The following is a 22,678-nucleotide window of genomic DNA, read 5'->3' as shown; positions in this document are numbered from 1 at the left end:
TGTGACATCGGGCCCCGTCTCGGGCACCCGTGCGCCGTACGTCCCGATCATGGCCGTCGACACGAGCGCAGGGAGGCACACCGGTGACCACACCGCAGGGAACAGGCAACGCCGGGAGCGGAGGCATGTTCCGCACCAAGTCCGTCGAGCAGTCGATGCGCGACACCGAGGAACCCGAGCACGCACTCAAGAAGTCCCTCTCCGCGCTCGACCTGACGGTGTTCGGCGTCGGCGTGATCATCGGCACCGGCATCTTCGTCCTCACCGGAAAGATCGCCAAGGAGACGGCGGGCCCGGCCGTCGCCCTCGCCTTCGTCGTCGCGGGCCTGGTCTGCGCCCTGGCGGCGCTCTGCTACGCCGAGTTCGCCTCCACGGTTCCGGTCGCCGGATCCGCGTACACCTTCGGCTATGCCTCCCTCGGCGAACTGCCCGCCTGGATCATCGGCTGGGACCTGATCCTGGAGATGGCGCTCGGCTGCGCGGTGGTCGCGGTCGGCTGGTCCGGCTATGTGCGCTCCCTGATGGACACCGCGGGGCTGCACCTGCCGGACTTCCTCACCGGCACCCGCGACGGCGAGTTCGGCTTCGACCTCCTGGCCTGTCTGCTCGTCCTGCTGCTCACCGGCATCCTGATCGCCGGGATGAAGCTGTCCTCGCGGGTCACCGCCGTGGTCGTGGCGATCAAGGTCACCGTCGTCCTGATCGTGATCGTCGTCGGCGCCTTCTTCATCACCGGCTCCAACTACAAGCCGTTCATCCCGCCCGCGCAGAAGGTGGAGGCGGGCAACGACATCACCTCGCCGCTGATCCAGCTGCTGTTCGGCTGGGCGCCCACCAACTTCGGCGTGATGGGCATCTTCACCGCGGCCGCCGTGGTCTTCTTCGCCTTCATCGGCTTCGACATCGTGGCCACCGCCGCCGAGGAGACCCGCAATCCGCAGCGCGACGTCCCGCGCGGCATCCTCGGCTCGCTGATGATCTGCACGCTGCTGTACGTGGCCGTCTCGGTCGTGGTGACCGGTATGCAGAAGTACACCGAGCTGTCGACGGACGCACCGCTCGCCGACGCCTTCAAATCCGTCGGCCATCCCTTCTGGGCGGGCCTGATCAGCTTCGGCGCGGCGGTCGGTCTGACGACGGTCTGTCTGATCCTCCTGATGGGCCAGACCCGGGTGTTCTTCGCGATGAGCCGCGACGGACTGCTGCCGCAGACCTTCTCCCGCGTCCACCCCCGCTTCGGCACCCCGTACCGCTCCACGATCCTGCTCGGTGTGATCGTGGCGATCGTGGCCGGCTTCACCTCCATCGACGAGCTCGCCGAACTGGTCAACATCGGCACCCTGTTCGCCTTCGTCGTGGTCGCCATCGGCGTGGTGATCCTGCGCAAGAAGCGCCCCGACCTGCCGCGTTCGTTCCGCACCCCGCTGGTCCCGCTGATCCCGATCCTCTCGGTCGCCGCCTCGCTCTGGCTGATGCTCAACCTGCCCGCGGAGACCTGGCTGCGCTTCGGGATCTGGATGGTGCTCGGCGTGATCATCTACTTCGTGTACGGGCGCAAGCACAGCCGCCTCGGCAAGCACCTGCCGCCGCGGGAGCCCGTGAGCGAGTGACGGGCACGCTCCACCGGCTGCGCAACTCCCGGTAGTCACACGCGAGTTTCTGCCTTAACCCTTCGACCCCGTATGTCCCGCTTCGATCAGGCATACGGGGCCGTTAGCTTGGCCCCTATGCTCGTCGAGCCCTCCGCGTCGTCACGTTCCGTACAGGAGCAGCCCGTTCACGGCACGAGTCCGGTGCCCCGGCCGCGTGCCGGTGAGGACCGGCCCGCGCCCCTCGCACCCGGCACCCGCTACTGGCCCAGGCTGCTCGCGGTCCTCGCCCTGCTCGCCTGCGTGACCCGGATCCCGTCCTTCGTCTGGCCGGTGTGGAACCCCGACGAGGGCTTCCTCGCCACCCAGGCCAGGATGCTGGCCTCCGGCGGCACGCTCTACGAAACGGTGGTCGACCGGAAACCGCCCCTCGTGCCCTGGCTCTACCAGGGCGCGTTCGCGGTGTTCGGCGACGACTCCCTCGTACCGCTGAAGATCCTCGCCATCGGGGCGGTGTTCACCTCGGCGGCCCTGCTCGCCGCACTCGCGCGCCGCCGCTGGGGCGACCGCGCCGGCTGTACGGCCGGGATCCTCATGGTGCTGCTCTCCATCGGCCTCAACCCCGAGGACACCCAGGCCGCCACCTTCGAGGTCTTCATGCTGCCGTGCACCGCGGCCGCGATGTGGTGTGCGGACCGCCGCCGTTGGGGCTGCGCGGGTCTCGCCGTGGCCGCGGCCTTTCTGACCAAGCAGACGGGTGCGGCGGTGCTCGTGCCGGTGCTCTGGCTGCTGTGGGAGTCGGGCCGGCAGCGTGGTGCGCTGACCCGCCTGGCCGTCGGGGGCGTGGCACCGCTGCTCGCCGTGGCGCTGGCGACCACCCCGACCGGCTTCCTCTTCTGGACGGTCACCGGCTCGGGCGCCTACGCCTCCTTCACCGGGTCCGAACTCCACGTGCTCTTCCGCGCGTTGGGCAACACCCTGCTGCTCGCGGTGGCCTCGGCCGGCGTCCTGCAGCCGATCGTGCGCGTGCTGCGCATCGCCCGCACCGGGGCCGCGGACCTGTGGCTGTGGCTGGCCTCATCGGTCGCGGCGGTCTGCCTCGGCTTCCACTTCTTCGGGCACTACTACCTCCAACTCATCCCGCCGCTGGTCCTGTTGGGCACCGCCGCGCTGCAGATCCTGCCCCGGGTCTGGCTCCCCACGGCCCTGCTGACCACGGCCTGCACCTGCGCGTTCTTCCTGCTGTGGGGCCTGGTCGCGCCCCGCCCGGAACTGGCGCACGCGGCCCGTGTGGCCTCGGCCGTCCAGTCCCGTACGCAGCCCGGCGAGCGGGTGCTCGTGTGGGGCATACACCCCGAGACGTACTGGCTGGCGGACCGGATGCCGGCCAGCCGCTTCCTGACGGCGGGTCTGCTCACCAACTACAGCGGCGGCCGCAACGGCCCGCAGGTGGGGGAGAAGTACGCGGTACGGGGCGGCTGGACGACCTTCCGCGAGGAGATGACCACGCACCCGCCCGCCCTCGTCGTCGACGACGCACGGGGGAAGCCGTACGGAGTGGAGCGGGTGAAGGGGCTGCGGCGGGTGCTCGAGCTCGGGGGGTATCAGCGGGCGGGGGTGGTCGGGGGGACGGTGCTTTACGTGAGGTCGGGGTGAGGGCTGCGGGCCGGGGTGAGGGCTGACCGGTGTGCGGGCGGAGGGCTCAGCATCCGCGCCGCGGCCCCGACCCTCCGTATACGGAACGGGGCCCGACGCACTGTGCCCCCGACTCGGCCAGCCTTCGGCGCAGCTCTCGATCGGCGGTGACCACGGTGCAGGGCACGTCGGTCTGCGCGGCGAGTTCGACGATCCGGTCGTCGCCGCTGCCCGGGGCCTCATCGATCCGTACACCTGGCACGGCCTCGACGCCCCGTGCCGCCCCTTCGAGCACCAGGACGATGTCGACAGGACCGGGGAGGCCGGGCGGCAGACCCTCGGCGGCCAGCGGCGCCAGCGCATCGCGCAACCGTCCCGCGGCCGCACGACGGTCGCGCCACCATCCGTCGGGGACGGAGCCGACGACATTGGCTCCGTCGACGATCAGCATGGGACGCGTTCGCGTGGTGTCCGCCATACAGGGATCCTTCCGCATCCGGGCTCGGTGATGCCCGCATGGTGTGCGACCGCTGCCGGCCGGAGGAGGAAGAAGCGAGCGCACCCGCCGGTCGTGCAGGGAGACGAGCTCACCCGCCGGTCGCGGGCGACTTCTTGGCGGACTCCGGAACTTCGCGGTCCTCCCGCAGAGCCTTCCAGAGCTGATCGCTCTGCGGCCGCGCCGCCACCACACGGTTGGGGTCGGCCGTGTCGTAGGCGACCGGAAGCATGATCGTTTCCATGGTGGCGGGATCGATGCCGTTCATGCTGCGCCCGAAATCGGCGAGTGCCGTGAGCGAGGCGAGTTCCTGATCGGTGGTGAGGGCGGAGGTCAGCCGGTCCGCGATCTTGTACGCCTTCGTCGGGCTGCCCAGGAGGTCCTGCTTCTTGATCTCGGAGAGCAGGGCGACAAGGAACTGCTGCTGGAGGCCTATGCGTCCCAGGTCGCTCCCGTCACCGACGCCGTGCCGGGTCCGGACGAAGGCGAGGGACTGGGTGCCGTCGAGCTTCCGGGTACCGGCCTTAAGGTCGAGGCCGCTCGACTTGTCCTTGATCGGCTTGTCGATGGTGACGGTCACACCACCGATGGCGTCCACGAGCTCTTTGAAGCCGGCGAAGTCGATCTCCACGAAGTGGTCCATCCGGACGCCGGACATCTTCTCGACGGTCTTGACCACGCAGGCCGGACCGGCCGAGGAGTACACGGAGTTGAACATCACCCGCTTCGCCGAGGGCACCGCCTTCCCGTCCCGCGCGGTGCACTCGGGGCGGGTGACCAGGGTGTCGCGGGGGATGCTCACGGCGATCGCCTGCGTGCGGCCCTCGGGTATGTGCATCACCAGAGCGGTGTCGGAGCGGGCGCCCGCCACCTGTCCGGTGCCGAGCTCCGCGTTGGCGCCGGACCGCGAATCGGAGCCGAGCACCAGGATGTTCTGCCCGGACGTCGGCAGCTTCTCGGGCCGGTCCTCGCCGATGGCCCGGTCGAGATCGACCGAGTCGATGTTGCCGTTCAGATCGCTGTAGAGCCAGTAGGCCGTGCCTCCGAGTGCCAGCACGACAACCAGCAGGGACAGCAGCACGATCCTGCCGGTGCGGCGCTTCTTCGGCGCTCGCCGGCTTCCCTTCCTGCCGGGTGCCGCCTGGTCGGAATGCGGCGCGGAGGTGCTCACGTCATGACTCACGGATGGTCCTCGCAACTCGTGCCCAAGGGGGCAAGGGCAGCAGGCGCTCCCGTGAGGGGCCGGGTCGATGCTGCTCACACTTGGCCGGTGGTGGTTCTCGGCCGGCACTGAACTCCGGCACCGAACTATAGACATGGGTTCGAGATGCACCGGAGCGACCGGCGTCGGTCGCCGTGCTGGGGCGCGACGCAGGCGTCGTCGGCCGGCGCACCACGGCCCCTGAGCACGAAGGAGGGCGCCCCCCTCCCGGGGTGCGCCCTCCTCAGTTGCCTACGGCGGTTACGCCGGTACGGAAGCAACTCCCGCAGCCAGGAACCGCTTCCCGTTCACGCGCTCGCTGACACCCTCACGGTCCAGGTACGGCGTGACGCCGCCCAGGTGGAAGGGCCAGCCGGCGCCCGTGATCAGGCACAGGTCGATGTCCTGGGCCTCCGCGACGACGCCCTCGTCGAGCATCAGCCCGATCTCCTGCGCCACCGCGTCGAGCACCCGGGCCCGCACCTGCTCCTCGGTCAGGACGACATCGCCCTGGACGAGCAGCGCGGCGACCTCCGGGTCGAGCTCCGGCTTGCCCGAGTCGTACACGTAGAAGCCGCGCTTGCCGGCCTTGACGACGGCGGCGAGGTTCGGGGACACGGTGAAGCGGTCCGGGAAGGAGCGGTTCAGCGTCTCCGACACGTGCAGACCGATGGCCGGGCCGACGAGCTCCAGGAGCACCAGCGGCGACATCGGCAGGCCCAGCGGCTCGACCGCCTTCTCCGCGACGGCGACCGGGGTGCCCTCGTCGATCACGTTCTGGATCTCGCCCATGAAGCGGGTGAGGATGCGGTTCACGACGAACGCCGGGGCGTCCTTCACGAGCACCGCGGTCTTCTTCAGCTTCTTGGCGACACCGAAGGCCGTGGCCAGGGAGGCGTCGTCGGTCTTCTCGCCGCGCACGATCTCGAGCAGCGGCAGGACGGCGACCGGGTTGAAGAAGTGGAAGCCCACCACGCGCTCGGGGTGCTTCAGCTTCGAGGCCATCTCCGACACGGAGAGCGAGGAGGTGTTCGTCGCGAGGATCGCGTGCGCCGGGGCGACCGCCTCGACCTCGGCGAACACCTGCTGCTTGACGCCCATCTCCTCGAAGACGGCCTCGATGACGAAGTCGGCGTCCGAGAAGCCGGCGGCCTTGTCGAGCGAACCCGTCACCAGGGCCTTGAGACGGTTGGCCTTGTCCTGGTTGATACGGGACTTCAGAAGCAGCTTGTCGATTTCGGCGTGGACGTAGCCGACGCCCTTGTCGATGCGCTCCTGGTCGATGTCGGTCAGGACGACCGGCACCTCGAGGCGGCGCAGGAAGAGGAGCGCGAGCTGCGAGGCCATCAGGCCCGCACCCACGACGCCGACCTTGGTGACCGGGCGTGCCAGGTCCTTGGACGGGGCGCCGGCGGGGCGCTTGCCGCGCTTCTGGACCAGGTTGAACGCGTAGATGCCGGAGCGCAGTTCGCCGCCCATGATCAGGTCGGCGAGCGCCTTGTCCTCGGCGTCGAAACCGGCCTGCAGATCACCGGACTTGGCGGCCTCGATGATCTCCAGGGCGCGGTACGCGGCCGGGGCCGCGCCGTGCACCTTGCTGTCCGCGATGAACCGGCCCTTGGCGACGGCCTGGTCCCAGGCCTCGCCGCGGTCGATCTCGGCGCGCTCGATCTTGATCTCGCCCTTGAGCACGGACGCGGTCCAGATCAGCGACTGCTCCAGGAAGTCCGCGCCCTCGAAGATCGCGTCCGCGATGCCGAGTTCGTAGACCTGCTTGCCCTTGAGCTGCTTGTTCTGGTTGAGCGAGTTCTCGATGATGACCGAGACGGCGCGCTCCGCACCGATGAGGTTCGGGAGCAGCGCGCAGCCGCCCCAGCCGGGGACGAGACCCAGGAACACCTCGGGCAGCGAGAAGGCCGGGATGGCCTGCGAGACGGTGCGGTACGTGCAGTGCAGACCGACCTCGACACCGCCGCCCATCGCGGCGCCGTTGTAGTACGCGAAGGTCGGTACGGCCAGCGCCGACAGACGCTTGAAGACGTCGTGCCCGCCCTTGCCGATGGCCAGCGCGTCCTCGTGCGTCTTGAGCAGCTCGACACCCTTGAGGTCGGCGCCCACGGCGAAGATGAACGGCTTGCCGGTCAGACCGACACCCACGATGTCACCGGCGGCGGCCTCGGCCTCGACCTGGCTGATCGCCACGTCGAGGTTGGCCAGGGACTGCGGACCGAAGGTGGTCGGCTTGGTGTGGTCCAGGCCGTTGTCCAGCGTGATCAGCGCGAATCGCCCGGCGCCGAACGGCAGTTCCAGGTGACGTACGTGCGCCTGCGTGACGACCTCGTCCGGGAAGAGCGCCGCGGCACCCTTCAGAAGCTCGGCGGTGGTGCTCACTTGCCCTCCCAGTGGGGGTTCTCCCAGATGACGGTCGCGCCCATGCCGAAGCCGACGCACATGGTGGTGAGGCCGTACCGCACCTGCGGCTGGTCCTCGAACTGCCGCGCCAGCTGCGTCATCAGACGCACACCGGAGGAGGCGAGCGGGTGACCGAAGGCGATCGCGCCGCCGTACTGGTTGACGCGCGCGTCGTCGTCGGCGATGCCGTAGTGCTCGAGGAACGCGAGCACCTGCACGGCGAAGGCCTCGTTGATCTCGAACAGACCGATGTCCTCGATGGACAGACCGGCCTGCGCGAGGGCCTTCTCGGTGGCCGGGATCGGGCCGTAGCCCATGACCTCCGGCTCGACACCGGCGAAGGCGTACGAGACGAGACGCATCTTGACCGGAAGGTCGTGCTCCCGGGCGAAATCCTCGGAGGCGATCAGCGAGGCGGTGGCGCCGTCGTTCAGACCGGCCGCGTTGCCCGCGGTGACCCGGCCGTGCGTACGGAACGGGGTCTTCAGACCGGCCAGGTTCTCAAGCGTGGTGCCCGGGCGCATCGGCTCGTCGGCCGTGACGAGACCCCAACCGGTCTCGCCCACATCGGGGTTGGTGTTGCGCACCGAGATCGGCACCAGGTCCTGCTGGATCTTGCCGTCGGCGTACGCCTTGGCGGCCTTCTCCTGCGAACGCACCGCGTACTCGTCGGCGCGCTGCTTGGTGATCGTCGGGTAGCGGTCGTGCAGGTTCTCCGCCGTCATGCCCATGAACAGGGCGGACTCGTCGACCAGCTTCTCGCTGACGAACCGCGGGTTCGGGTCCACGCCCTCACCCATGGGGTGACGGCCCATGTGCTCGACACCGCCGGCGATCGCGGCGTCGTACGCGCCGAAGGCGATGGAGCCCGCGGCGGTGGTCACGGCGGTCAGCGCGCCGGCGCACATACGGTCGATCGAGTAACCGGGCACGGACTGCGGCAGACCCGCGAGGATGCCCGCGGTACGGCCGATGGTCAGACCCTGGTCGCCGATCTGCGTGGTGGCGGCGATGGCCACCTCGTCGACCTTCGCGGGGTCCAGGTTCGGGTTGCGGCGCAGCAGCTCCCGGATGGCCTTCACGACGAGGTCGTCGGCGCGGGTCTCGTGGTAGATGCCCTTCGGGCCCGCCTTGCCGAACGGGGTGCGGACGCCGTCGACGAAGACGACTTCCTTGACGGTACGAGGCACGATGGCTCTCCTCCAGGGGGGTGCGGGATCGCTGCGTACGCACACGCCTGAGCGCGCGCTCACCCCCTCATGCTACTTGTCGGTAACCAAACGCGACAGGTCCCACGGCCCAAGCGGCGAAGGTCACACTCCGTCAGGCCGCGGCCTTGGCCCCGTCGAGCACCCGCAGCACCGCGTCGCGCACGAAGGAAGCGGCCGTGGCGGCGTCGTCGAGATCGCAGGCGATGGCGAGCCCGTCCCTGATCAGCATCAGCAGACCGGCCGTGCGCTCGGGGTCCGCGTCCCCGGCTTCGGCGAGCAGGTCGCGCATCAGGGTCCGGAACCAGCCCCGGTACTCCTCGACCGCCTGCCGTACGGGATGGGCCGGGTCGGGGTACTCCGCCGCCGCGTTGATGAACGGGCAGCCGCGGAAGTCCGCGAGGGCGCCGATCTGCCCCATGCGGTCGAACACGGCGAGCAGCTTCTCGCGCGGCCCGCCGGCGGCCAGCTCCTCGACGGCCGTCTGCTGCAGCCGCATCTGCTCCTCGATGTACGCCTTGACGAGGGAGTCCTTGGCCGGGAAGTGGTGATAGAAGGTCGCCTTCGCCACGCCGGCCTCGGCGATGATCCGGTCGATGCCGACCGAGTGCACCCCTTCCGCGTAGAAGAGGCGGGTCGCCGTGTCCAGGACGCGGCTTCGGGCGGGGCTCTTCGGGCTGTTCGCGGACATGACTTGACCGTACCAGACAGACCTGTCTAGTCTGCTGTCCATGGGAACAGACAGACCTGTCTGTTCGGCAATCGATGTTCGGGAATCACGTCCAGGAGGACCTCATGAGCGCTCTGTACACCGCGGTGGCGACGGCATCCGGCCGAGAGGGCCGCGCGGTCACCTCGGACGGCAAGCTCGACCTCAAGCTGTCCCACCCCGTCGAGCTCGGCGGCGACGGCTCCGGTACCAACCCCGAGCAGCTCTTCGCCACGGGCTACGCGGCCTGTTTCGCCAGCGCGATGCAGCTCGTGGCCCGCCAGCAGAAGGTCGATGTCTCGGACGTCTCGGTGACGGCCGAGGTCGGCCTCCTGAAGAACGACCCCGGCTTCAGCCTGGAGGTCACCCTCCGCGTCGAGATGCCGGACACCATCTCGCCCGAGGCGGGCAAGACCCTCCTCGACGCCACCCACCAGGTTTGCCCGTACTCGAACGCCACCCGCGGCAACATCCCGGTCAACCTGGTCGTCGAGTAATACGTAGCTGTGGGCAGTCGTGCCGCCCCCACCCACCCAGCTGTGGGCAGTCGTGCCGCAGGGCGGCACGGGTGGGCACAGCGGCACCCCAGCCGGAGGCGAAAAAAGAGGTGCCCCCGCGACCGAAAGGCCGCGGGGGCACCGCCACGTAAAACTCAGGCCGTCGCCGAAAGCGCCGCCACCAGCACCGGAGTCACCTGCTCCACCTGCCAAGCCCGAGCCCCGTACGAGCTCAGCACCGCGGCAACCGACTCCGCATCCGGCACCGCCGGCGGCTCCCAGCAGAGCCGGCGCACCGTGTCCGGAGTGATCAGGTTCTCCTGCGGCATGTTCAGCTGCTCTGCCAGCGCCATCACCGCCGCCCGCGCCGCCGTCAGACGCGCGGCCGCCACCGGATCCCGGTCGGCCCACGAGCGCGGCGGCGGGGGACCGGCATGCGGCTGGCCCGGCTGCGGCAGCTCGGAGTCGGGCAGCGCCTTGGCCCGGTCGACCGCGGCCTGCCACTGCTCGAGCTGGCGCCGCCCCATCCGGTGCCCGAACCCGGTCAGCGAGCTCAGCGCATGCACATTGGGCGGCAGCGCGAGCGCGGCCTCGACGATCGCGGTGTCGCTGAGCACCTTGCCGGGCGAGACATCGCGCCGCTGCGCGATCCGGTCCCGCGCGTTCCACAGCTCGCGCACCACGCCCAGCTGACGGCGCTTGCGCACCTTGTGCATGCCGGAGGTGCGGCGCCACGGGTCCTTACGGGGCTCCGCGGGCGGCGCCGAGGCGATCGCGTGGAACTCCTGGTGGGCCCAGTCGAGCTTGCCCTGCCGGTCGAGCTCCTTCTCCAGGGCGTCGCGCAGATCCACGAGCAGCTCGACATCGAGCGCCGCGTAGCGCAGCCAGGGCTCGGGCAGCGGCCGTGTCGACCAGTCGACGGCGGAGTGCCCCTTCTCCAGGACGAAGCCGAGCACCGATTCGACCATCGCGCCGAGCCCGACGCGCGGGAAGCCCGCGAGCCGTCCGGCCAGCTCGGTGTCGAAGATCCGCTCGGGAATCATGCCTATCTCGCGCAGGCACGGAAGGTCCTGGGTCGCCGCGTGCAGCACCCACTCGGCATCGGCGATCGCCGCGCCGAGCCCCGACAGATCGGGGCAGGCCACAGGGTCGATCAGCGCGGATCCCGCGCCGGCGCGGCGCAGCTGTACGAGGTACGCGCGCTGTCCGTAGCGATAGCCGGAGGCACGCTCGGCGTCCACCGCGACAGGGCCGGTACCGGCGGCGAAAGCGGAGACCACCTCGGCGAGCGAGGCGGCGTCGGCGATCACCGGCGGAATGCCGTCACGGGGTTCGAGCAGGGGAGTCGGCGACGCTGCATCAAGAGCGACGTCGTCCGGAGGGCCGCCTCCGGTGGTTCGCAGTGAGCTGTCTGCTGCGGTCTCTTGGGCGTCGGTCACCAGTCAAGGGTATCCGTGTATGAACAGCGCCCGTCGACGGAACGTTCCGTCGACGGGCGTCTGAGCTGAGTGGAACAGGGATCAGTGGATGATTCCGGTCCGCAGAGCGACCGCGACCATCCCGGCGCGGTCACCCGTGCCGAGCTTGCGGGCGATGCGGGCGAGGTGGCTCTTGACGGTCAGCGCGGACAGGCCCATCGAGACGCCGATCGCCTTGTTGGACTGGCCCTCCGCCACCAGTCGCAGGACCTCGACCTCACGTCCGGACAGTTCGCGGTAGCCGCCCGGGTGGCTCGGGGCACCCGGCGGGCGCCGGTGCATCCGGGAGGCTGCGGCACCGATCTGCGCGGCGCCGTGGCGCGTGGGCAGACCGATGTTGGTGCGGGTGCCGGTGACGACGTAGCCCTTCACACCGCCGGCGAGGGCGTTGCGAACGGCACCGATGTCATCGGCCGCCGACAGGGCCAGGCCGTTCGGCCAGCCCGCGGCGCGGGTTTCGGAAAGGAGGGTCAGGCCCGAGCCGTCGGGCAGGTGGACATCGGCGACGCAGATGTCGCGCGGGTTGCCGATGCGGGGACGGGCCTCGGCGATCGAGGACGCCTCGATGACGTCGCGTACTCCGAGCGCCCAGAGGTGACGGGTGACGGTGGATCGGACGCGCGGGTCCGCCACGACGACCATGGCGGTCGGCTTGTTCGGGCGGTAGGCGACCAGGCTTGCGGGCTGCTCGAGGAGAACGGACACCAGGCCTCCTGGGTGCGGGACGGGGGGAGCCGGCTGCGGGGAAGAAGCCGGGCGAACCGTGCTTTCAGGGTCACGTTCGTCTTCGGCACGGTTGCCGTTCGGCTTTAGCGAATGATCACGAATTAGTGAAACGGGTTGGTTTCGTCCGCGTCTGCCGCGGTTCGAACCAACCCGTGTGATCACATCCGCCCGCGCACGCCCCCGGGCGCGCGAAAAGCGCGTCAGTGCGCCTGAGGACCCCGGCGCTGGGGCAGCGAGACCACCGAGGCGTCCGGCGTCGCGACCGGCGGCAGGCCCGCGATCTGGCACAGCAGATCGCACCAGGCGGTCAGGTGCGAGGCCGCGTCCGGAACGCCGCCCATGCCCTCACGCGGGGTCCAGGAGGCGCGGATCTCGATCTGGGAGGCGGGCGCACGTTCGGAGAGGCCGCCGAAGTAGTGCGATCCTGCGCGGGTGACCGTGCCGCTCGGTTCTCCGTACGAGAGGCCTCTGGCCTGCAGTGCGCCGGTCAGCCAGGACCAGCAGACCTCCGGCAGGAGCGGGTCCGCCGCCATCTCGGGTTCCAGCTCCGCGCGCACGAGCGTCACCAGGCGGAACGTGCCCTGCCAGGCGTCGTGGCCCGACGGGTCGTGCAGGAGCACGAGGCGCCCGTCCGCCAGGTCGTTGCCGTCGTCGACGACGGCGGCCTCCAGGGCGTATGCGTACGGGGCCAGCTTTTTCGGTGCACGTACCTGCTCGACCTCGATCTCCGGCCGCAGCCGCGCTCCACGCAGTGCGTCCGTGGCCGCGCGGAACGGGAGCGGCAGGGCATGCGCCGCGTTCCCCTCCGTACTGTCCATCCCTTCAGCACCCTCCGACAGTCTTCCCTGAGCCGCAGCCATGCGGGGAAGGTTAAGGGGAACAGGGCCCTCGCGCAGTCAGGGACACTCGGGCCGGGCCGGGCACTTCACGGCACATGGGAGACTTTCCGGTGTGAGTGCCATGGACAGCCCGAAGGGCCAGCAGAGCAAGACGTACGATTCCGCCTTCCTGAAGGCGTGCCGGCGCGAGGAAGTGCCGCACACTCCGGTGTGGTTCATGCGCCAGGCCGGGCGCTCACTCCCCGAGTACCGCAAGGTGCGCGAGGGCACCGCGATGCTCGAGTCCTGCATGATGCCGGAGCTCGTCACCGAGATCACGATGCAGCCCGTGAGGCGGCACAACGTGGACGCGGCGATCTACTTCAGCGACATCGTCGTGCCGCTCAAGGCGATCGGCATCGACCTCGACATCAAGCCCGGTGTGGGCCCCGTCGTCGAGCAGCCGATCCGTACGCGGGCCGATCTGGCGCGGCTGCGGGACCTGACGCCCGAGGACGTCTCGTACGTCACCGAGGCGATCGGGATGCTGACCGAGGAGCTCGGCGAGACGCCGCTCATCGGTTTCGCGGGTGCGCCGTTCACTCTTGCGAGCTATCTCGTCGAGGGCGGCCCGTCCCGCAACCACGAGAACACCAAGGCCCTGATGTACGGGGACCCGCAGCTGTGGGCCGATCTGCTCGACCGGCTCGCCGAGATCACCGGCGCCTTCCTGAAGGTGCAGATCGAGGCCGGCGCGAGCGCAGTGCAGCTCTTCGACTCGTGGGTCGGCGCGCTGTCCCCGGCCGACTACCGCGCCCAGGTGATGCCCGCTTCGACGAAGGTCTTCCAGGCCGTCGAGTCGTACGGCGTGCCGCGGATCCACTTCGGTGTGGGCACCGGTGAGCTGCTCGGGCTGCTCGGCGAGGCCGGCGCGGATGTCGTCGGCGTCGACTGGCGCGTGCCGCTCGACGAGGCCGCGCGCCGTGTCGGTCCCGGCAAGGCGCTGCAGGGCAACCTCGACCCCGCGGTCCTGTTCTCGACGACCGAGGCCGTCGAGACGCGCACCCGCCAGGTGCTCGACGCCGCCGCCGGGCTCGAAGGCCACATCTTCAACCTCGGCCACGGCGTGCTGCCGACCACCGACCCGGACGCCCTGACGCGTCTCGTCGAGTACGTGCACACGCAGACGGCTCGCTGAGCGCTCAAGGACCTCTCAAGTCCCAGGAACCTCAAGGGGATCGGCAGACGTCGTACCGGGCATGATCGTCATTGATGATGCCCGGACGGCCGAGCTGTACGAGCAGTGGCGGCATGTGCACGCCACCACGGAGCGGGCGGTGGCCGAGCCGCTCGCCCGCGACTGCATCCGCCGTCTCGCCGCCGAACCCGGTGGCGGGGCGGCGCACATCTGGGTGGCCGGGCTCGCGGAGCTGACCGCGTATCTCGCCTGCCGTCCGGAGCCGGGGATCGCGCGGGCCGCCGCCGACGCGCTGGCCGCCGCGGCTGCCGCGCTGGGCGAGCGGGAGTGCGGGCACGGCACGCACCCTTACGAGGAGGACCTGACCCGGGTCGGCGGGCCGACCGGCTGGTATCTGATCGGCGAGCACCCCGAAGTCCCCCGCGGGGAGGCCGACTTGTGCCCGCGCAATGTTGCGGGCGTGGCGCGGTTCGCTGCCGATGTCATCGCCCCGTTCTCGGTGGCCGGGATACCCGCGGCCGTGTCCGAGGACCACGAGCAGGACGTGAAGGATCTGCTCGACTTCCTGAACGACTACCCCTACGGCGATCCCGCTTCGACGATCGAGTCCAACGCCGGTGCTCCGCCGGCGGACTGCACCAGGGGAGTGCTCGCCGGGTACGTCATCACGCAGCACGTCTCGACCCCGTACGTCTACTACCGCATCGGGGTCCGGCCGGTCTTCGACGCCATGATCGAGGGGCTCGGGCAGGCGCTGGAGATGCTCGACGCGACGGGTGCGCAGTGCCCGCATGAGGCGGGCGAGCACCCGGACTTGGAGGAGATCTACTACGAGACCGAGGCGGAGATCGCGTGCCATGTGCGGACTCCGGGCGGCCGGGCGTACCTCGTGGAGAACGCGCTCGACGAGGGCGAGGGGCCGCTGTGGGTGTGCCCGGGGTTCCTGCGGGAGCTGGCCGAGGACGCGCTCGGGCAACTGCGGCCGCGGTACGCGGAGTTGTTCGGGCGGCGAGACACGAGCGGCCTGGACGCCACGTTCGTACGGTCGGACGGCAGGCTGGACATCGACGCGCTGACCCGGGTGGTCGTCGCGGCCGACGAGTACTCCGCCTCGGGCGAGGCCGGCGAGAACGCGGGGCTGTGGGCCGCCCGCCGGCACGCGTCCGCCACCGATCCGCACGAACGGCTGCTCCTGCTGCACCTCGCCCTGTGGTGCGCCTCCGTCTTCGACCTGCCGTACGGCGTGGGCCGCGAGGTGCGCGCGCTGCTGCGCTCCGTGGAGCAGGAGCCGCTCGACCACGACTGCCCGCACGGTGACGGCCACCCGGACTCGGGGCTGCGGGACAACGCCTACCGGCGCGCCGAGATGAAGCCGCACCTCGATTACCTGTACGCGCCGGGGGAGTTCACGGCGCCGGAGGATGCGTCTCCGGCGGACGCGTGGGCCTGCCCGAAGCTGCTTGCGGCGTGGGCGCAGGGGCCGATCGAGGAGATGGACGAGCGGTACGAGCAGATGGACGAGGAGGACGGCGACGACGCATCCGTCCTCCGGTGAGCAGGTGCGCGCCGCGTCGGCGTCCGTGGACGAACTGATCGAGGCCTGGGACGAGATGAGGGAGTCCGTCGACCTGGACCCCTCCGCGTACGACCGGCTCGTCCTGCAGTGCGCCCGCGAACTGTCCGCCGACCCGGGCGGACCGCTCGCCCACCACTGGACGACGGGTCTGGTGATGGGGCTCGGGTACCTGGCCACGGACCCGGGGGCCGGTGTGGCCGAGGCGGCCTTCGACGCGGCGCGGGCCGTCGATGCCGCGTCGCGGGACCTCTCCAGGACCGTCGACGTGGCCCTGAATCTGTCCCTGCGGGCCGCGGCGCTGAACGAGGCCGAGGCGGACGGCACGGTCGGCATCCAGGAACTCATCGAGGGGCTGACCGGCGCCTTCGAGCGTGCCCTCGGCCTGCTCGACCGCGCGGCCTGCACCCATGACGCCCACCCCGAGCTGCCTGCCGACTGCACCCAGACCTTGTCGATCGGCATACATCTGGCCAGTGCCCGGGGCCGCGCGACGTACGAGAGATGGCCCGAGGAGTGGGCGATTCCCCTCGGCACGGCCCTGTGCCCCGCCTTCGTCGCCGCCGTGGCCGAGGACTCGCTGAGACGACTGAGGAACACCCCATGACGTACGAAGAGTTGGTCCGCGCCTGGAGCGGGGTCGCGTACGACCGGCTGCCCGCCGAGGAACAGGACCGGCTCGCCCTCGACTGTGCGCGGGAGATGGTGGCGGCGGCCGGTGGCGAGCGGGCGTATCGGTGGGTGCTCGGGCAGGTCCTGATGCTGCCGCACACCGAACTGGCCGGCGGGGATGTGCCGCAGGTGGTGGCGGGCGCGGCGCGTGCTGTGCGGCGGGCGACTTCCGTCGCGGACTGTGCTCACGAGGAGCACCCGTACGACGAGGAGTGGGTGGACCTGGCCGACTGGATCCCGGACGCGCTGCGCATGCTGGCCGACGACCGCCTGGAATGGCTGGACAACTACGACAAGGACGTCTGGCTCTGCCCGCGTACCGTCGACGCGTTCGCGGCCATGATCCTGGGCGTGCTGGAACCCGGCTCGGCTCCGGAGGCTCCGCCGCTGCTGCCGTTCTCGGACCGGCGCGTCATCGAATCGTTCACCGCGGTCCTGGAGGGCTACCCGCAGGCGGGTACGGACATCGGCTGGGAAGTCGCCTGCGCAGGACAGGAGTTGGCGCGGTCGCGGGGAGAAGACCGCGCGGGCCGGGTGATCGCGGCCGCCGCGCTGACCTGGTGGCGCGGGACCGCCGAGAGCTCCGACGCGGCGTATGACGCCCTCGTGCGGGGGTTCGAGACGGTGCTCGCCGCAATCGTGGACCCGCCGTGCTCCCACGATGAGCACCCCGCCCTGCCGCGGTGGGCAACCGACGCCGTCAGTCTGGGAGTTCACCTCAGCAGCCCCGGCGGACGCGGTGTCTACGAGCGGCACGGTCCCGGTCTGAAGAACCCGCCGCCCCTCGAGCCGCTGCTCTGCCCGCAGTTCACGGCGGCGGTGGCAAGGGACTCGCTGGCCCGGCTCCGGGAGATGCGTGCGGAGCCGGGCGCCGACGAGACTCCCTAACCCGCCTTCCGTACCGCCGTCACCGCCTTGCGGGCCGCGACCAGGATGGGGTCCCAGACCGGGGAGAACGGCGGGGCGTAGCCCAGGTCGAGGGAGACCATCTGGTCGACCGTCATGCCCGCCGTGAGGGCGACCGCCGCGATGTCCACGCGCTTGGCGGCGCCCTCGCGGCCGACGATCTGGACGCCGAGCAGCCGGCCGCTGCGGCGTTCCGCCAGCATCTTGACCGTCATCAGGGCCGCGCCCGGGTAGTAACCCGCCCTGTTGGTCGACTCGATGGCCACCTTCACGTACTGCAGGCCCGCGGCCCTCGCGTCCTTCTCGCGCAGGCCCGTGCGTGCGATCTCCAGGTCGCAGACCTTGCTGACCGCCGTACCGACGACGCCCGGGAAGGTGGCATAGCCGCCGCCCGCGTTGGAGCCGATGACCTGGCCGTGCTTGTTGGCGTGGGTGCCGAGGGCGATATGGCGTTCGCTGCCCGAGACCAGGTCGTGCACCTCCACGCAGTCGCCGCCCGAGAAGACGTTCTCGTGCCCGCGCACCCGCATCGCGCGGTCCGTGAGCAGTCCGCCGTGGGTGCCGAGGGGCAGGCCCGCCTCGCGGGCGAGCTCGGTCTCCGGGCGTACGCCGATGCCGAGGATCACCACGTCGGCCGGGTACTCGGCGTCCTCCGTGGCCACGGCGCGGACCCGTCCGTCGTCGCCGGTGAGGATCTTGGTGACCTCCGCGTCGTTCACCATCTCGATGCCCATCCCCGCCATCGCCTCGCCGACGAGGCGGCCCATGTCGGGGTCCAGGGTGGCCATGGGCTGCGATCCGCGGTTGACGACGGTGACCTCGTAACCGCGGTTCATCAGCGCCTCGGCCATCTCGACGCCGATATAGCCCGCGCCGACCACGACGGCCTTGCGCCCCTCCGTCCGCTGCAGGGTGTCGAGCAGGGCCTGGCCGTCGTCGAGGGTCTGCACACCGTGCACGCCAGGGGCGTCGATGCCCGGCAGCTGCGGGCGGACGGGCCGGGCGCCGGTGGCGATCACGAGCTTGTCGTACGAGGTCCAGTACTCCTCGCCGGATGCCAAGTCCTTGGCCCGTACGCGCTGTTCGGCCACGTCGATGCGCACGACCTCGGTCTGCATCCGCAGGTCGATGTCCCGCTCACGGTGCTCCTCCGGGGTGCGGGCGATCAGCTCGTCGCGCTCGGCGACGTCGCCGCCCACCCAGTACGGGATGCCGCAGGCCGAGAAGGACGTGAAGTGGCCGCGCTCGAAGGCCACGATCTCCAGCTCGTCGGGGCCCTTCAGCCTGCGTGCCTGGGACGCCGCGGACATTCCCGCGGCGTCTGCTCCGATGACCACCAGTCGTTCGCTCATGCGTTCACGCTACGTCGAGGCTCGGACAACTAGCTCGGGAGTACCACGTTCTGGCCCACCGACAGCTTGTCCGGGTCCTTGATGTCCGGGTTCAGGCGGCGGAGTTCGTCCACCGACGTGCCGTATGCCTCCGCGATCCAGCCCAGGGTGTCGCCCGCGCGGACCGTGAACGTGGGGGGAGCGCTCAGGCGGGCGGCGATCGACGTGCGGAAGGAGTCCATCGAGATGCCCGGGCCCTTGGGGTCGATCTTGCCGGGCTGCCATTCGGAGTGGCCGATCACCGAGGTCATGCCGGTGGTGCCCCAGCCGTGCGCCCTGCACAGTGCCGCACCGACCCGTACGACCGCGTCCACCTGCGCGGCCGGCCAGGGGTCCTTGCCGTCGCCGAGGTTCTCGCACTCGAAGCCGTAGAAGTGCCGGTTGCCGTCCTTGGACGCCTCGTTCACCTTGGGCAGCGGGCCCTCCGCGATCACCGCGTCGAGGACCGCAGGGTCGCCGAGGCCCGCGTGGTTGGCGCGCCCGTACCCGATCACATGGACCGTGCCGTCCTTGGCGATCACGGCGTGGCACAGCGGGCCCGGCAGATCGCCGTGCCCGTCCACGCAGAGCTTGACGGTGGCGTCGGTGCCGCGGGTGACGGTGTGGTGCACCATCACCCCGTTCACCGGGCCCCACTTGCCCTTGTGGTTGCGGTTGCGGGTGCGCCAGCCGTCGTGCTCGACGACCTTGACGCCCTCGCCCTTGAGCGCGGCCACAAAAGCGTCGGCGCTGAGCGGATCAGCCACGGGAAGTTCCTTACTTCGGCGGGAGCTTGAGCTACTTCGGCGGGAGCTTGAGCTTCTGACCGACCGTGATGTGGTCCGGGTTGGGGATGCCGTTGAGCTGGGCGATCTCCGGATAGCGCGCGGCGTTGCCCAGTTTGGTCTGCGCGATCGCACCGAGCGTGTCGCCCGCCTTCACGGTGTACGTGGAGGGGCGGGGCGCGGCCTTCTTGGCGGTCGTCTTGCGGGCGGTGGTCTTCTTCGCCGCCGTCTTCCGAGCCGTCGACTTCTTCGCACCGCCCGCCTTGGCGACACCATGGCTCGCGAGATACGCCATCGGGTCGGTGTGGCTGTTGTAGTTGTTCGCCGTACGGGCCTCGAAGTGCAGATGCGGGCCGGTCACATTGCCGGTCGCGCCCGACAGGCCGAGCCGCTGCCCGCCGGCCACGCCCTGGCCGGTCTTCACCTCGACCGAGCTGAGGTGGGCGTACAGCGTGAAGCGGCCGTCGGCCATCTGCACGATCACGCAGTTCCCGTACGCGCCTTGGTCACCGGCGACCACCACCGTGCCCGGGCCCACCGAGTTCACCGGGGTGCCGGTCGGGCAGCCGAAGTCGACGCCGGTGTGGAAGCCTGCGGCCCAGCCGCCGGGCTGCTTGTACTTGGCGGTCACGCGGCCCTTGCCGACCGGCATGGTCCAGGAGCTCATCTTCCGTGTCCTCTCGGGTGGTTGGGGGCGGGGTCTCGGGGGCTGAGGGGCGGGTGTTGTCAGTGGTGGCCGATAGCCTGGAAAGGGCTTCGGCCCCCGGGAGGGAGGGGACTGTCCGGCCCGCCGCTACAGGAGCAGCCCGAAGACGGTCGCGATCAGCAGCAGGATGGTGACCACCGGCCAGTACAGAAGACGTGCGGCCGCGTTGCCGCGCCAGTCGACCACCGGGACGGTCTTGTTCGCGGTGTGCTCGATGGCGTTCAGGGCGACCAGGCCGATCACCAGGTAGAGGATGAAGTAGAAGTACTCGGCGTAGACCACGCCGTCGGACTGCGTCTCCGCGCGCAGACCGCTGTGCTGCACCGAGACCACCAGCATCATCGAGCCGCAGAAGCCGATCACGGCCCAGGTCGTGAAGCCGGAGAGACTGCGCCGGTCCGAATCCGTGGTGATCACGAAGAGCGAGCCGAAGACGAGGAGCGCGATCACGAGCAGCGGCACGAGCCGGTTCAGGAGCGGGCTCAGATACTGCCGGCCGACACCGATCGAGTACGTCAGCTCGGAGTGCGTGCCGTCGACGGCGCGCTGAGGCCGCCCATAAGTGGTCCGGTCGGCATCCTGCGCCATGCCGTACGTGGTGAACTGCGCCTTCCAGTCGCCGCCGACGAGCCCGCTGTAGATCCCGTAGTTCTCGTCCGGGTCCCAGGGCGGATACGCGGAGAAGTCGGGCACGAGGACCGTGTCGACGGCGCGGGGCCACATGACCAGCCAGACGGCCTGGTTGTCGAGCGGGTAGTGCGTGTAGTCGAAGGCTTCGCGGAGTGTGGTCTTCAGTCGCCAGCCGACGACCTGGCCCTCGGGGGTCTCGTCCCGGTAGAACTCGTCGCCCACACCGCCGTCGATGGCGTCCGGGAACTCCACCTCCGGCCGCGTCACGTCCTCGCCGGCCGGCAGATGCTGCCAGAGGAAACCGGTGAGCCGGACGTTGTTGGCGCCCGTGAACTCCATGGTCTCGATCATCACGCCGGTACGGATCTGCCGCTTCTCGCCGTATCCCTGCCGCGCGAGCACGGCCGTGGCCTGGTCCTGGGTGGACACCCGTGAGCCCAGGGCGCTGTCGAGCGAGTGCCCGGTGCCGACCGCGACCCAGATGAACGCCGTCGCGAGGACACAGAGCGAGCTCACCACCATGGCCATCCAGCCGAGGCGGCGCGGCCGCGCGGGGGAGGGGCGGAGCAGCAGGGCGGCGATGATCGACAGGCCGAGTACCGCGCAGACCACGGTCACGGCCGCGCGTGTGTGGTGCGGGCTGAAGTCGTGCAGCGGATTGCCGAGGCCGCTCGCCGCGACCGCCGCGATCACCAGCAGGGCCACCGCCACGACGGCGGCGAGCACAGTGCGGGGCTTGCGGGCGGCAGGCGGCATCGGCACCTCACGGCTGTGGGGGCGGGACTCCTGCCAGCTTCGGCGGCAGGAGTCCCGCTCTCACTCGCTGCGGGGCCGAACGGGTGACATCAGGAGTCCGGACCTCCCGGGGCCTTCGGGGGCGTGGACGGGCTCTGACCAGGTGTTTCACCCGGAGACTGCGGGGCGGTTCCAGGGCCGCCGCCGAGGCCTGTGCCGGGACCGCCGCCGAGGCCGGGGCCGCCCGCCGGCTCCAGGACCGGGGTGCGGCGGCGCGGCAGCCGCGCGGCGAGCACACGCCAGAGAAGGAAGAGCAGCAGCAGGACGGCCGCCCACGGGGCGATCGCGGCGAGGACGATGACGATCCACTTCGCCACGCTCACGAGCGCGTTCCAGCCGCCCGACAGCGCGTCGAGGAAGCCGGGGTCGTCGTCGTCCTTCGGCTCGGGCTTCTCGCCGGTCTCGTTGAGATGCAGCGTGATCGTGGCGAGGCTTGTGCGGTCCTTGAGGGAGGCCTGCTGGGCGAGCAGGGACTCCAGGTCCGCCTGCCGGGTGCTCAACTCCCCTTCCAGTGTGACCACATCGCTCAGCTTGGTCGCCTTGTCCATCAGCTCACGGATACGCGCGACGCTCGCCTGCTGCGTCTTGATCCGGCTGTCCACGTCCACGACCTGCTCGGTGACGTCCTCGGCGTTCTCCTTGCGCTCCAGGAGCTTGCCCGTGCCTTCGAGGTCCTCGAGCACCTGGCCGTAGCGCTCCTGCGGGATGCGCAGGACGATCCGCGAGCGCTCGTTGCCCTTGCCGTCGCGGTCCGTGGTCTCACTGCCGACGATCCCGCCGGCGTTCTCGGTGGTCGTGCGCACCTTGTCGAGCGCGGACGGCACGTTCGAGACCCGGACCCGCAGGGTGGCCGTACGGATGATGTGCTGGGTGAGCTTCGGGTCCTTGGCCTGCTCGTCCGTCTTGCCGCCGCCCGGCGCGCCTTCGGCGCTGTCTGCCGCGCCGGCCCCGTCGGCCCTGCTGCCCTCTCCTGCCTCCTCGGGAGCGGCCACGCCGTTCTTGGCGTCACCGCCACTGTCGGAGTCCCCGGCCCCGACCCCGCTGCACCCCGCCCCCGCGAGGGCCACCGTCAGGAGCAGCGCGGCCATGGCCGTGCCCCGCCTTCTGTTCCTCCACGCTGCACGCATCTCGACGTCATCCCCCAAGGTCCGTTGGCTGTTGCTCCTTCGACGCCCAGCGTCCGGGAAACGTTTGGTGCCGGACGATTCCGAAGCGGTCACGGTCCGGACGCGAAAGGGGTGGTGCGGAGCGCCGGACGCCATCTGAGAGGCTGG

The 22,678-nt window shown here is 70.4% G+C and carries 20 protein-coding genes; 7 read left to right on the top strand and 13 right to left on the bottom strand.

Features of this window, described 5'->3' with window-relative positions:
• The first annotated feature begins 125 nt into the window (after positions 1-125).
• Both H9Y04_RS11140 and H9Y04_RS11135 read left to right on the top strand, forming a co-directional pair.
• Positions 126-1,610 (top strand): amino acid permease, encoded by a 1,485-nt coding sequence (locus H9Y04_RS11140; RefSeq protein ID WP_187813570.1) that lies wholly within the window; start codon positions 126-128, stop codon positions 1,608-1,610.
• A gap of 117 nt (positions 1,611-1,727) precedes the next feature.
• The gene (locus H9Y04_RS11135; protein ID WP_187813569.1) at positions 1,728-3,245 is read left to right on the top strand and encodes an ArnT family glycosyltransferase; all 1,518 of its coding nucleotides are present in this window, start codon (positions 1,728-1,730) and stop codon (positions 3,243-3,245) included.
• Positions 3,246-3,291: 46 nt separating this feature from the next.
• On the opposite strand, the gene H9Y04_RS11130 is transcribed toward H9Y04_RS11135, so the two are convergent.
• From H9Y04_RS11130 to H9Y04_RS11110, 5 genes are all read right to left on the bottom strand, one after another.
• On the bottom strand, positions 3,292-3,702 hold the full coding sequence (locus H9Y04_RS11130) for a PIN domain-containing protein (RefSeq protein WP_187813568.1): 411 nt from the start codon (positions 3,700-3,702) through the stop codon (positions 3,292-3,294).
• A gap of 109 nt (positions 3,703-3,811) precedes the next feature.
• Positions 3,812-4,903, bottom strand: coding sequence for an LCP family protein (locus H9Y04_RS11125; protein ID WP_187813567.1), 1,092 nt, complete (start codon positions 4,901-4,903; stop codon positions 3,812-3,814).
• 279 nt (positions 4,904-5,182) lie between these two features.
• Positions 5,183-7,312, bottom strand: coding sequence for a 3-hydroxyacyl-CoA dehydrogenase NAD-binding domain-containing protein (locus H9Y04_RS11120; protein WP_187813566.1), 2,130 nt, complete (start codon positions 7,310-7,312; stop codon positions 5,183-5,185).
• Positions 7,309-8,523 (bottom strand): thiolase family protein, encoded by a 1,215-nt coding sequence (locus tag H9Y04_RS11115; protein WP_187813565.1) that lies wholly within the window; start codon positions 8,521-8,523, stop codon positions 7,309-7,311. The genes H9Y04_RS11120 and H9Y04_RS11115 overlap by 4 nt, the downstream gene beginning before the upstream one ends.
• Positions 8,524-8,656: 133 nt before the next feature.
• The gene (locus H9Y04_RS11110; RefSeq protein WP_187813564.1) at positions 8,657-9,232 is read right to left on the bottom strand and encodes a TetR/AcrR family transcriptional regulator; all 576 of its coding nucleotides are present in this window, start codon (positions 9,230-9,232) and stop codon (positions 8,657-8,659) included.
• Between the two features lie 104 nt (positions 9,233-9,336).
• Here H9Y04_RS11110 and H9Y04_RS11105 point away from each other — a divergent pair, with 104 nt between their 5' ends.
• Positions 9,337-9,747 (top strand): organic hydroperoxide resistance protein, encoded by a 411-nt coding sequence (locus H9Y04_RS11105; protein WP_187813563.1) that lies wholly within the window; start codon positions 9,337-9,339, stop codon positions 9,745-9,747.
• Positions 9,748-9,902: 155 nt separating this feature from the next.
• On the opposite strand, the gene H9Y04_RS11100 is transcribed toward H9Y04_RS11105, so the two are convergent.
• The 3 genes from H9Y04_RS11100 to H9Y04_RS11090 all read right to left on the bottom strand — a co-directional run bounded on the left by H9Y04_RS11100 (position 9,903) and on the right by H9Y04_RS11090 (position 12,811).
• The gene (locus H9Y04_RS11100) at positions 9,903-11,186 is read right to left on the bottom strand and encodes a ribonuclease D (RefSeq protein ID WP_187813562.1); all 1,284 of its coding nucleotides are present in this window, start codon (positions 11,184-11,186) and stop codon (positions 9,903-9,905) included.
• Between the two features lie 81 nt (positions 11,187-11,267).
• On the bottom strand, positions 11,268-11,930 hold the full coding sequence (locus H9Y04_RS11095) for a helix-turn-helix transcriptional regulator (RefSeq protein WP_052575743.1): 663 nt from the start codon (positions 11,928-11,930) through the stop codon (positions 11,268-11,270).
• 221 nt (positions 11,931-12,151) lie between these two features.
• Complete coding sequence (locus H9Y04_RS11090) at positions 12,152-12,811, bottom strand: DUF3000 domain-containing protein (protein WP_187813561.1); 660 nt, start codon at positions 12,809-12,811, stop codon at positions 12,152-12,154.
• Positions 12,812-12,902: 91 nt separating this feature from the next.
• On the opposite strand from H9Y04_RS11090, the gene hemE reads away from it, so the two are divergent.
• The 4 genes from hemE (at position 12,903) to H9Y04_RS11070 (ending at position 17,100) form a co-directional block, all read left to right on the top strand.
• Positions 12,903-13,967, top strand: a complete 1,065-nt coding sequence (gene hemE / locus H9Y04_RS11085) for a uroporphyrinogen decarboxylase (protein ID WP_187813560.1) — start codon at positions 12,903-12,905, stop codon at positions 13,965-13,967.
• Positions 13,968-14,028: 61 nt separating this feature from the next.
• On the top strand, positions 14,029-15,522 hold the full coding sequence (locus tag H9Y04_RS11080) for a hypothetical protein (protein WP_187813559.1): 1,494 nt from the start codon (positions 14,029-14,031) through the stop codon (positions 15,520-15,522).
• A 4-nt stretch (positions 15,523-15,526) separates the two neighbouring features.
• The gene (locus tag H9Y04_RS11075; RefSeq protein WP_187813558.1) at positions 15,527-16,147 is read left to right on the top strand and encodes a hypothetical protein; all 621 of its coding nucleotides are present in this window, start codon (positions 15,527-15,529) and stop codon (positions 16,145-16,147) included.
• A complete protein-coding gene (locus H9Y04_RS11070; protein WP_187813557.1) occupies positions 16,144-17,100 on the top strand; it encodes a hypothetical protein in 957 nt (318 codons plus the stop codon). The genes H9Y04_RS11075 and H9Y04_RS11070 overlap by 4 nt, the downstream gene beginning before the upstream one ends.
• Here H9Y04_RS11070 and H9Y04_RS11065 read toward each other — a convergent pair.
• From H9Y04_RS11065 to H9Y04_RS11040, 5 genes are all read right to left on the bottom strand, one after another.
• Positions 17,097-18,470 (bottom strand): FAD-dependent oxidoreductase, encoded by a 1,374-nt coding sequence (locus H9Y04_RS11065; protein ID WP_187813556.1) that lies wholly within the window; start codon positions 18,468-18,470, stop codon positions 17,097-17,099. The two genes, H9Y04_RS11070 and H9Y04_RS11065, sit on opposite strands and share 4 nt — an antisense overlap.
• Before the next feature lie 29 nt (positions 18,471-18,499).
• Entirely contained in the window at positions 18,500-19,255 is a 756-nt protein-coding gene (locus H9Y04_RS11060) for an N-acetylmuramoyl-L-alanine amidase (RefSeq protein ID WP_187813555.1), read from the bottom strand.
• A 31-nt stretch (positions 19,256-19,286) separates the two neighbouring features.
• Entirely contained in the window at positions 19,287-19,940 is a 654-nt protein-coding gene (locus H9Y04_RS47715; protein ID WP_306660127.1) for a peptidoglycan DD-metalloendopeptidase family protein, read from the bottom strand.
• A gap of 126 nt (positions 19,941-20,066) precedes the next feature.
• Positions 20,067-21,365 (bottom strand): hypothetical protein, encoded by a 1,299-nt coding sequence (locus H9Y04_RS11045; protein WP_214661078.1) that lies wholly within the window; start codon positions 21,363-21,365, stop codon positions 20,067-20,069.
• Positions 21,366-21,454: 89 nt separating this feature from the next.
• A complete protein-coding gene (locus H9Y04_RS11040) occupies positions 21,455-22,492 on the bottom strand; it encodes a DUF4349 domain-containing protein (protein ID WP_236070715.1) in 1,038 nt (345 codons plus the stop codon).
• Positions 22,493-22,678 lie beyond the last annotated feature (186 nt).

The organism is Streptomyces polyasparticus, assembly GCF_014493765.1.
Taxonomy (GTDB): Bacteria; Actinomycetota; Actinomycetes; order Streptomycetales; family Streptomycetaceae; genus Streptomyces; species Streptomyces polyasparticus.
This window is presented reverse-complemented; position numbering and strand designations above follow the sequence as displayed.

Bases quoted from the DNA above. Each gene is read 5' to 3' on its own strand.
- H9Y04_RS11140 (WP_187813570.1), top strand. From the start codon at position 126: ATGTTCCGCACCAAGTCCGTCGAGCAGTCGATGCGCGACACCGAGGAA.
- H9Y04_RS11135 (WP_187813569.1), top strand. From the start codon at position 1,728: ATGCTCGTCGAGCCCTCCGCGTCGTCACGTTCCGTACAGGAGCAGCCC.
- H9Y04_RS11130 (WP_187813568.1), bottom strand. From the start codon at position 3,702: ATGGCGGACACCACGCGAACGCGTCCCATGCTGATCGTCGACGGAGCC.
- H9Y04_RS11110 (WP_187813564.1), bottom strand. From the start codon at position 9,232: ATGTCCGCGAACAGCCCGAAGAGCCCCGCCCGAAGCCGCGTCCTGGAC.
- H9Y04_RS11105 (WP_187813563.1), top strand. From the start codon at position 9,337: ATGAGCGCTCTGTACACCGCGGTGGCGACGGCATCCGGCCGAGAGGGC.
- H9Y04_RS11090 (WP_187813561.1), bottom strand. From the start codon at position 12,811: ATGGCTGCGGCTCAGGGAAGACTGTCGGAGGGTGCTGAAGGGATGGAC.
- H9Y04_RS11080 (WP_187813559.1), top strand. From the start codon at position 14,029: ATGATCGTCATTGATGATGCCCGGACGGCCGAGCTGTACGAGCAGTGG.
- H9Y04_RS11070 (WP_187813557.1), top strand. From the start codon at position 16,144: ATGACGTACGAAGAGTTGGTCCGCGCCTGGAGCGGGGTCGCGTACGAC.
- H9Y04_RS11065 (WP_187813556.1), bottom strand. From the start codon at position 18,470: ATGAGCGAACGACTGGTGGTCATCGGAGCAGACGCCGCGGGAATGTCC.
- H9Y04_RS47715 (WP_306660127.1), bottom strand. From the start codon at position 19,940: ATGAGCTCCTGGACCATGCCGGTCGGCAAGGGCCGCGTGACCGCCAAG.
- H9Y04_RS11045 (WP_214661078.1), bottom strand. From the start codon at position 21,365: ATGCCGCCTGCCGCCCGCAAGCCCCGCACTGTGCTCGCCGCCGTCGTG.
- H9Y04_RS11040 (WP_236070715.1), bottom strand. From the start codon at position 22,492: ATGGCCGCGCTGCTCCTGACGGTGGCCCTCGCGGGGGCGGGGTGCAGC.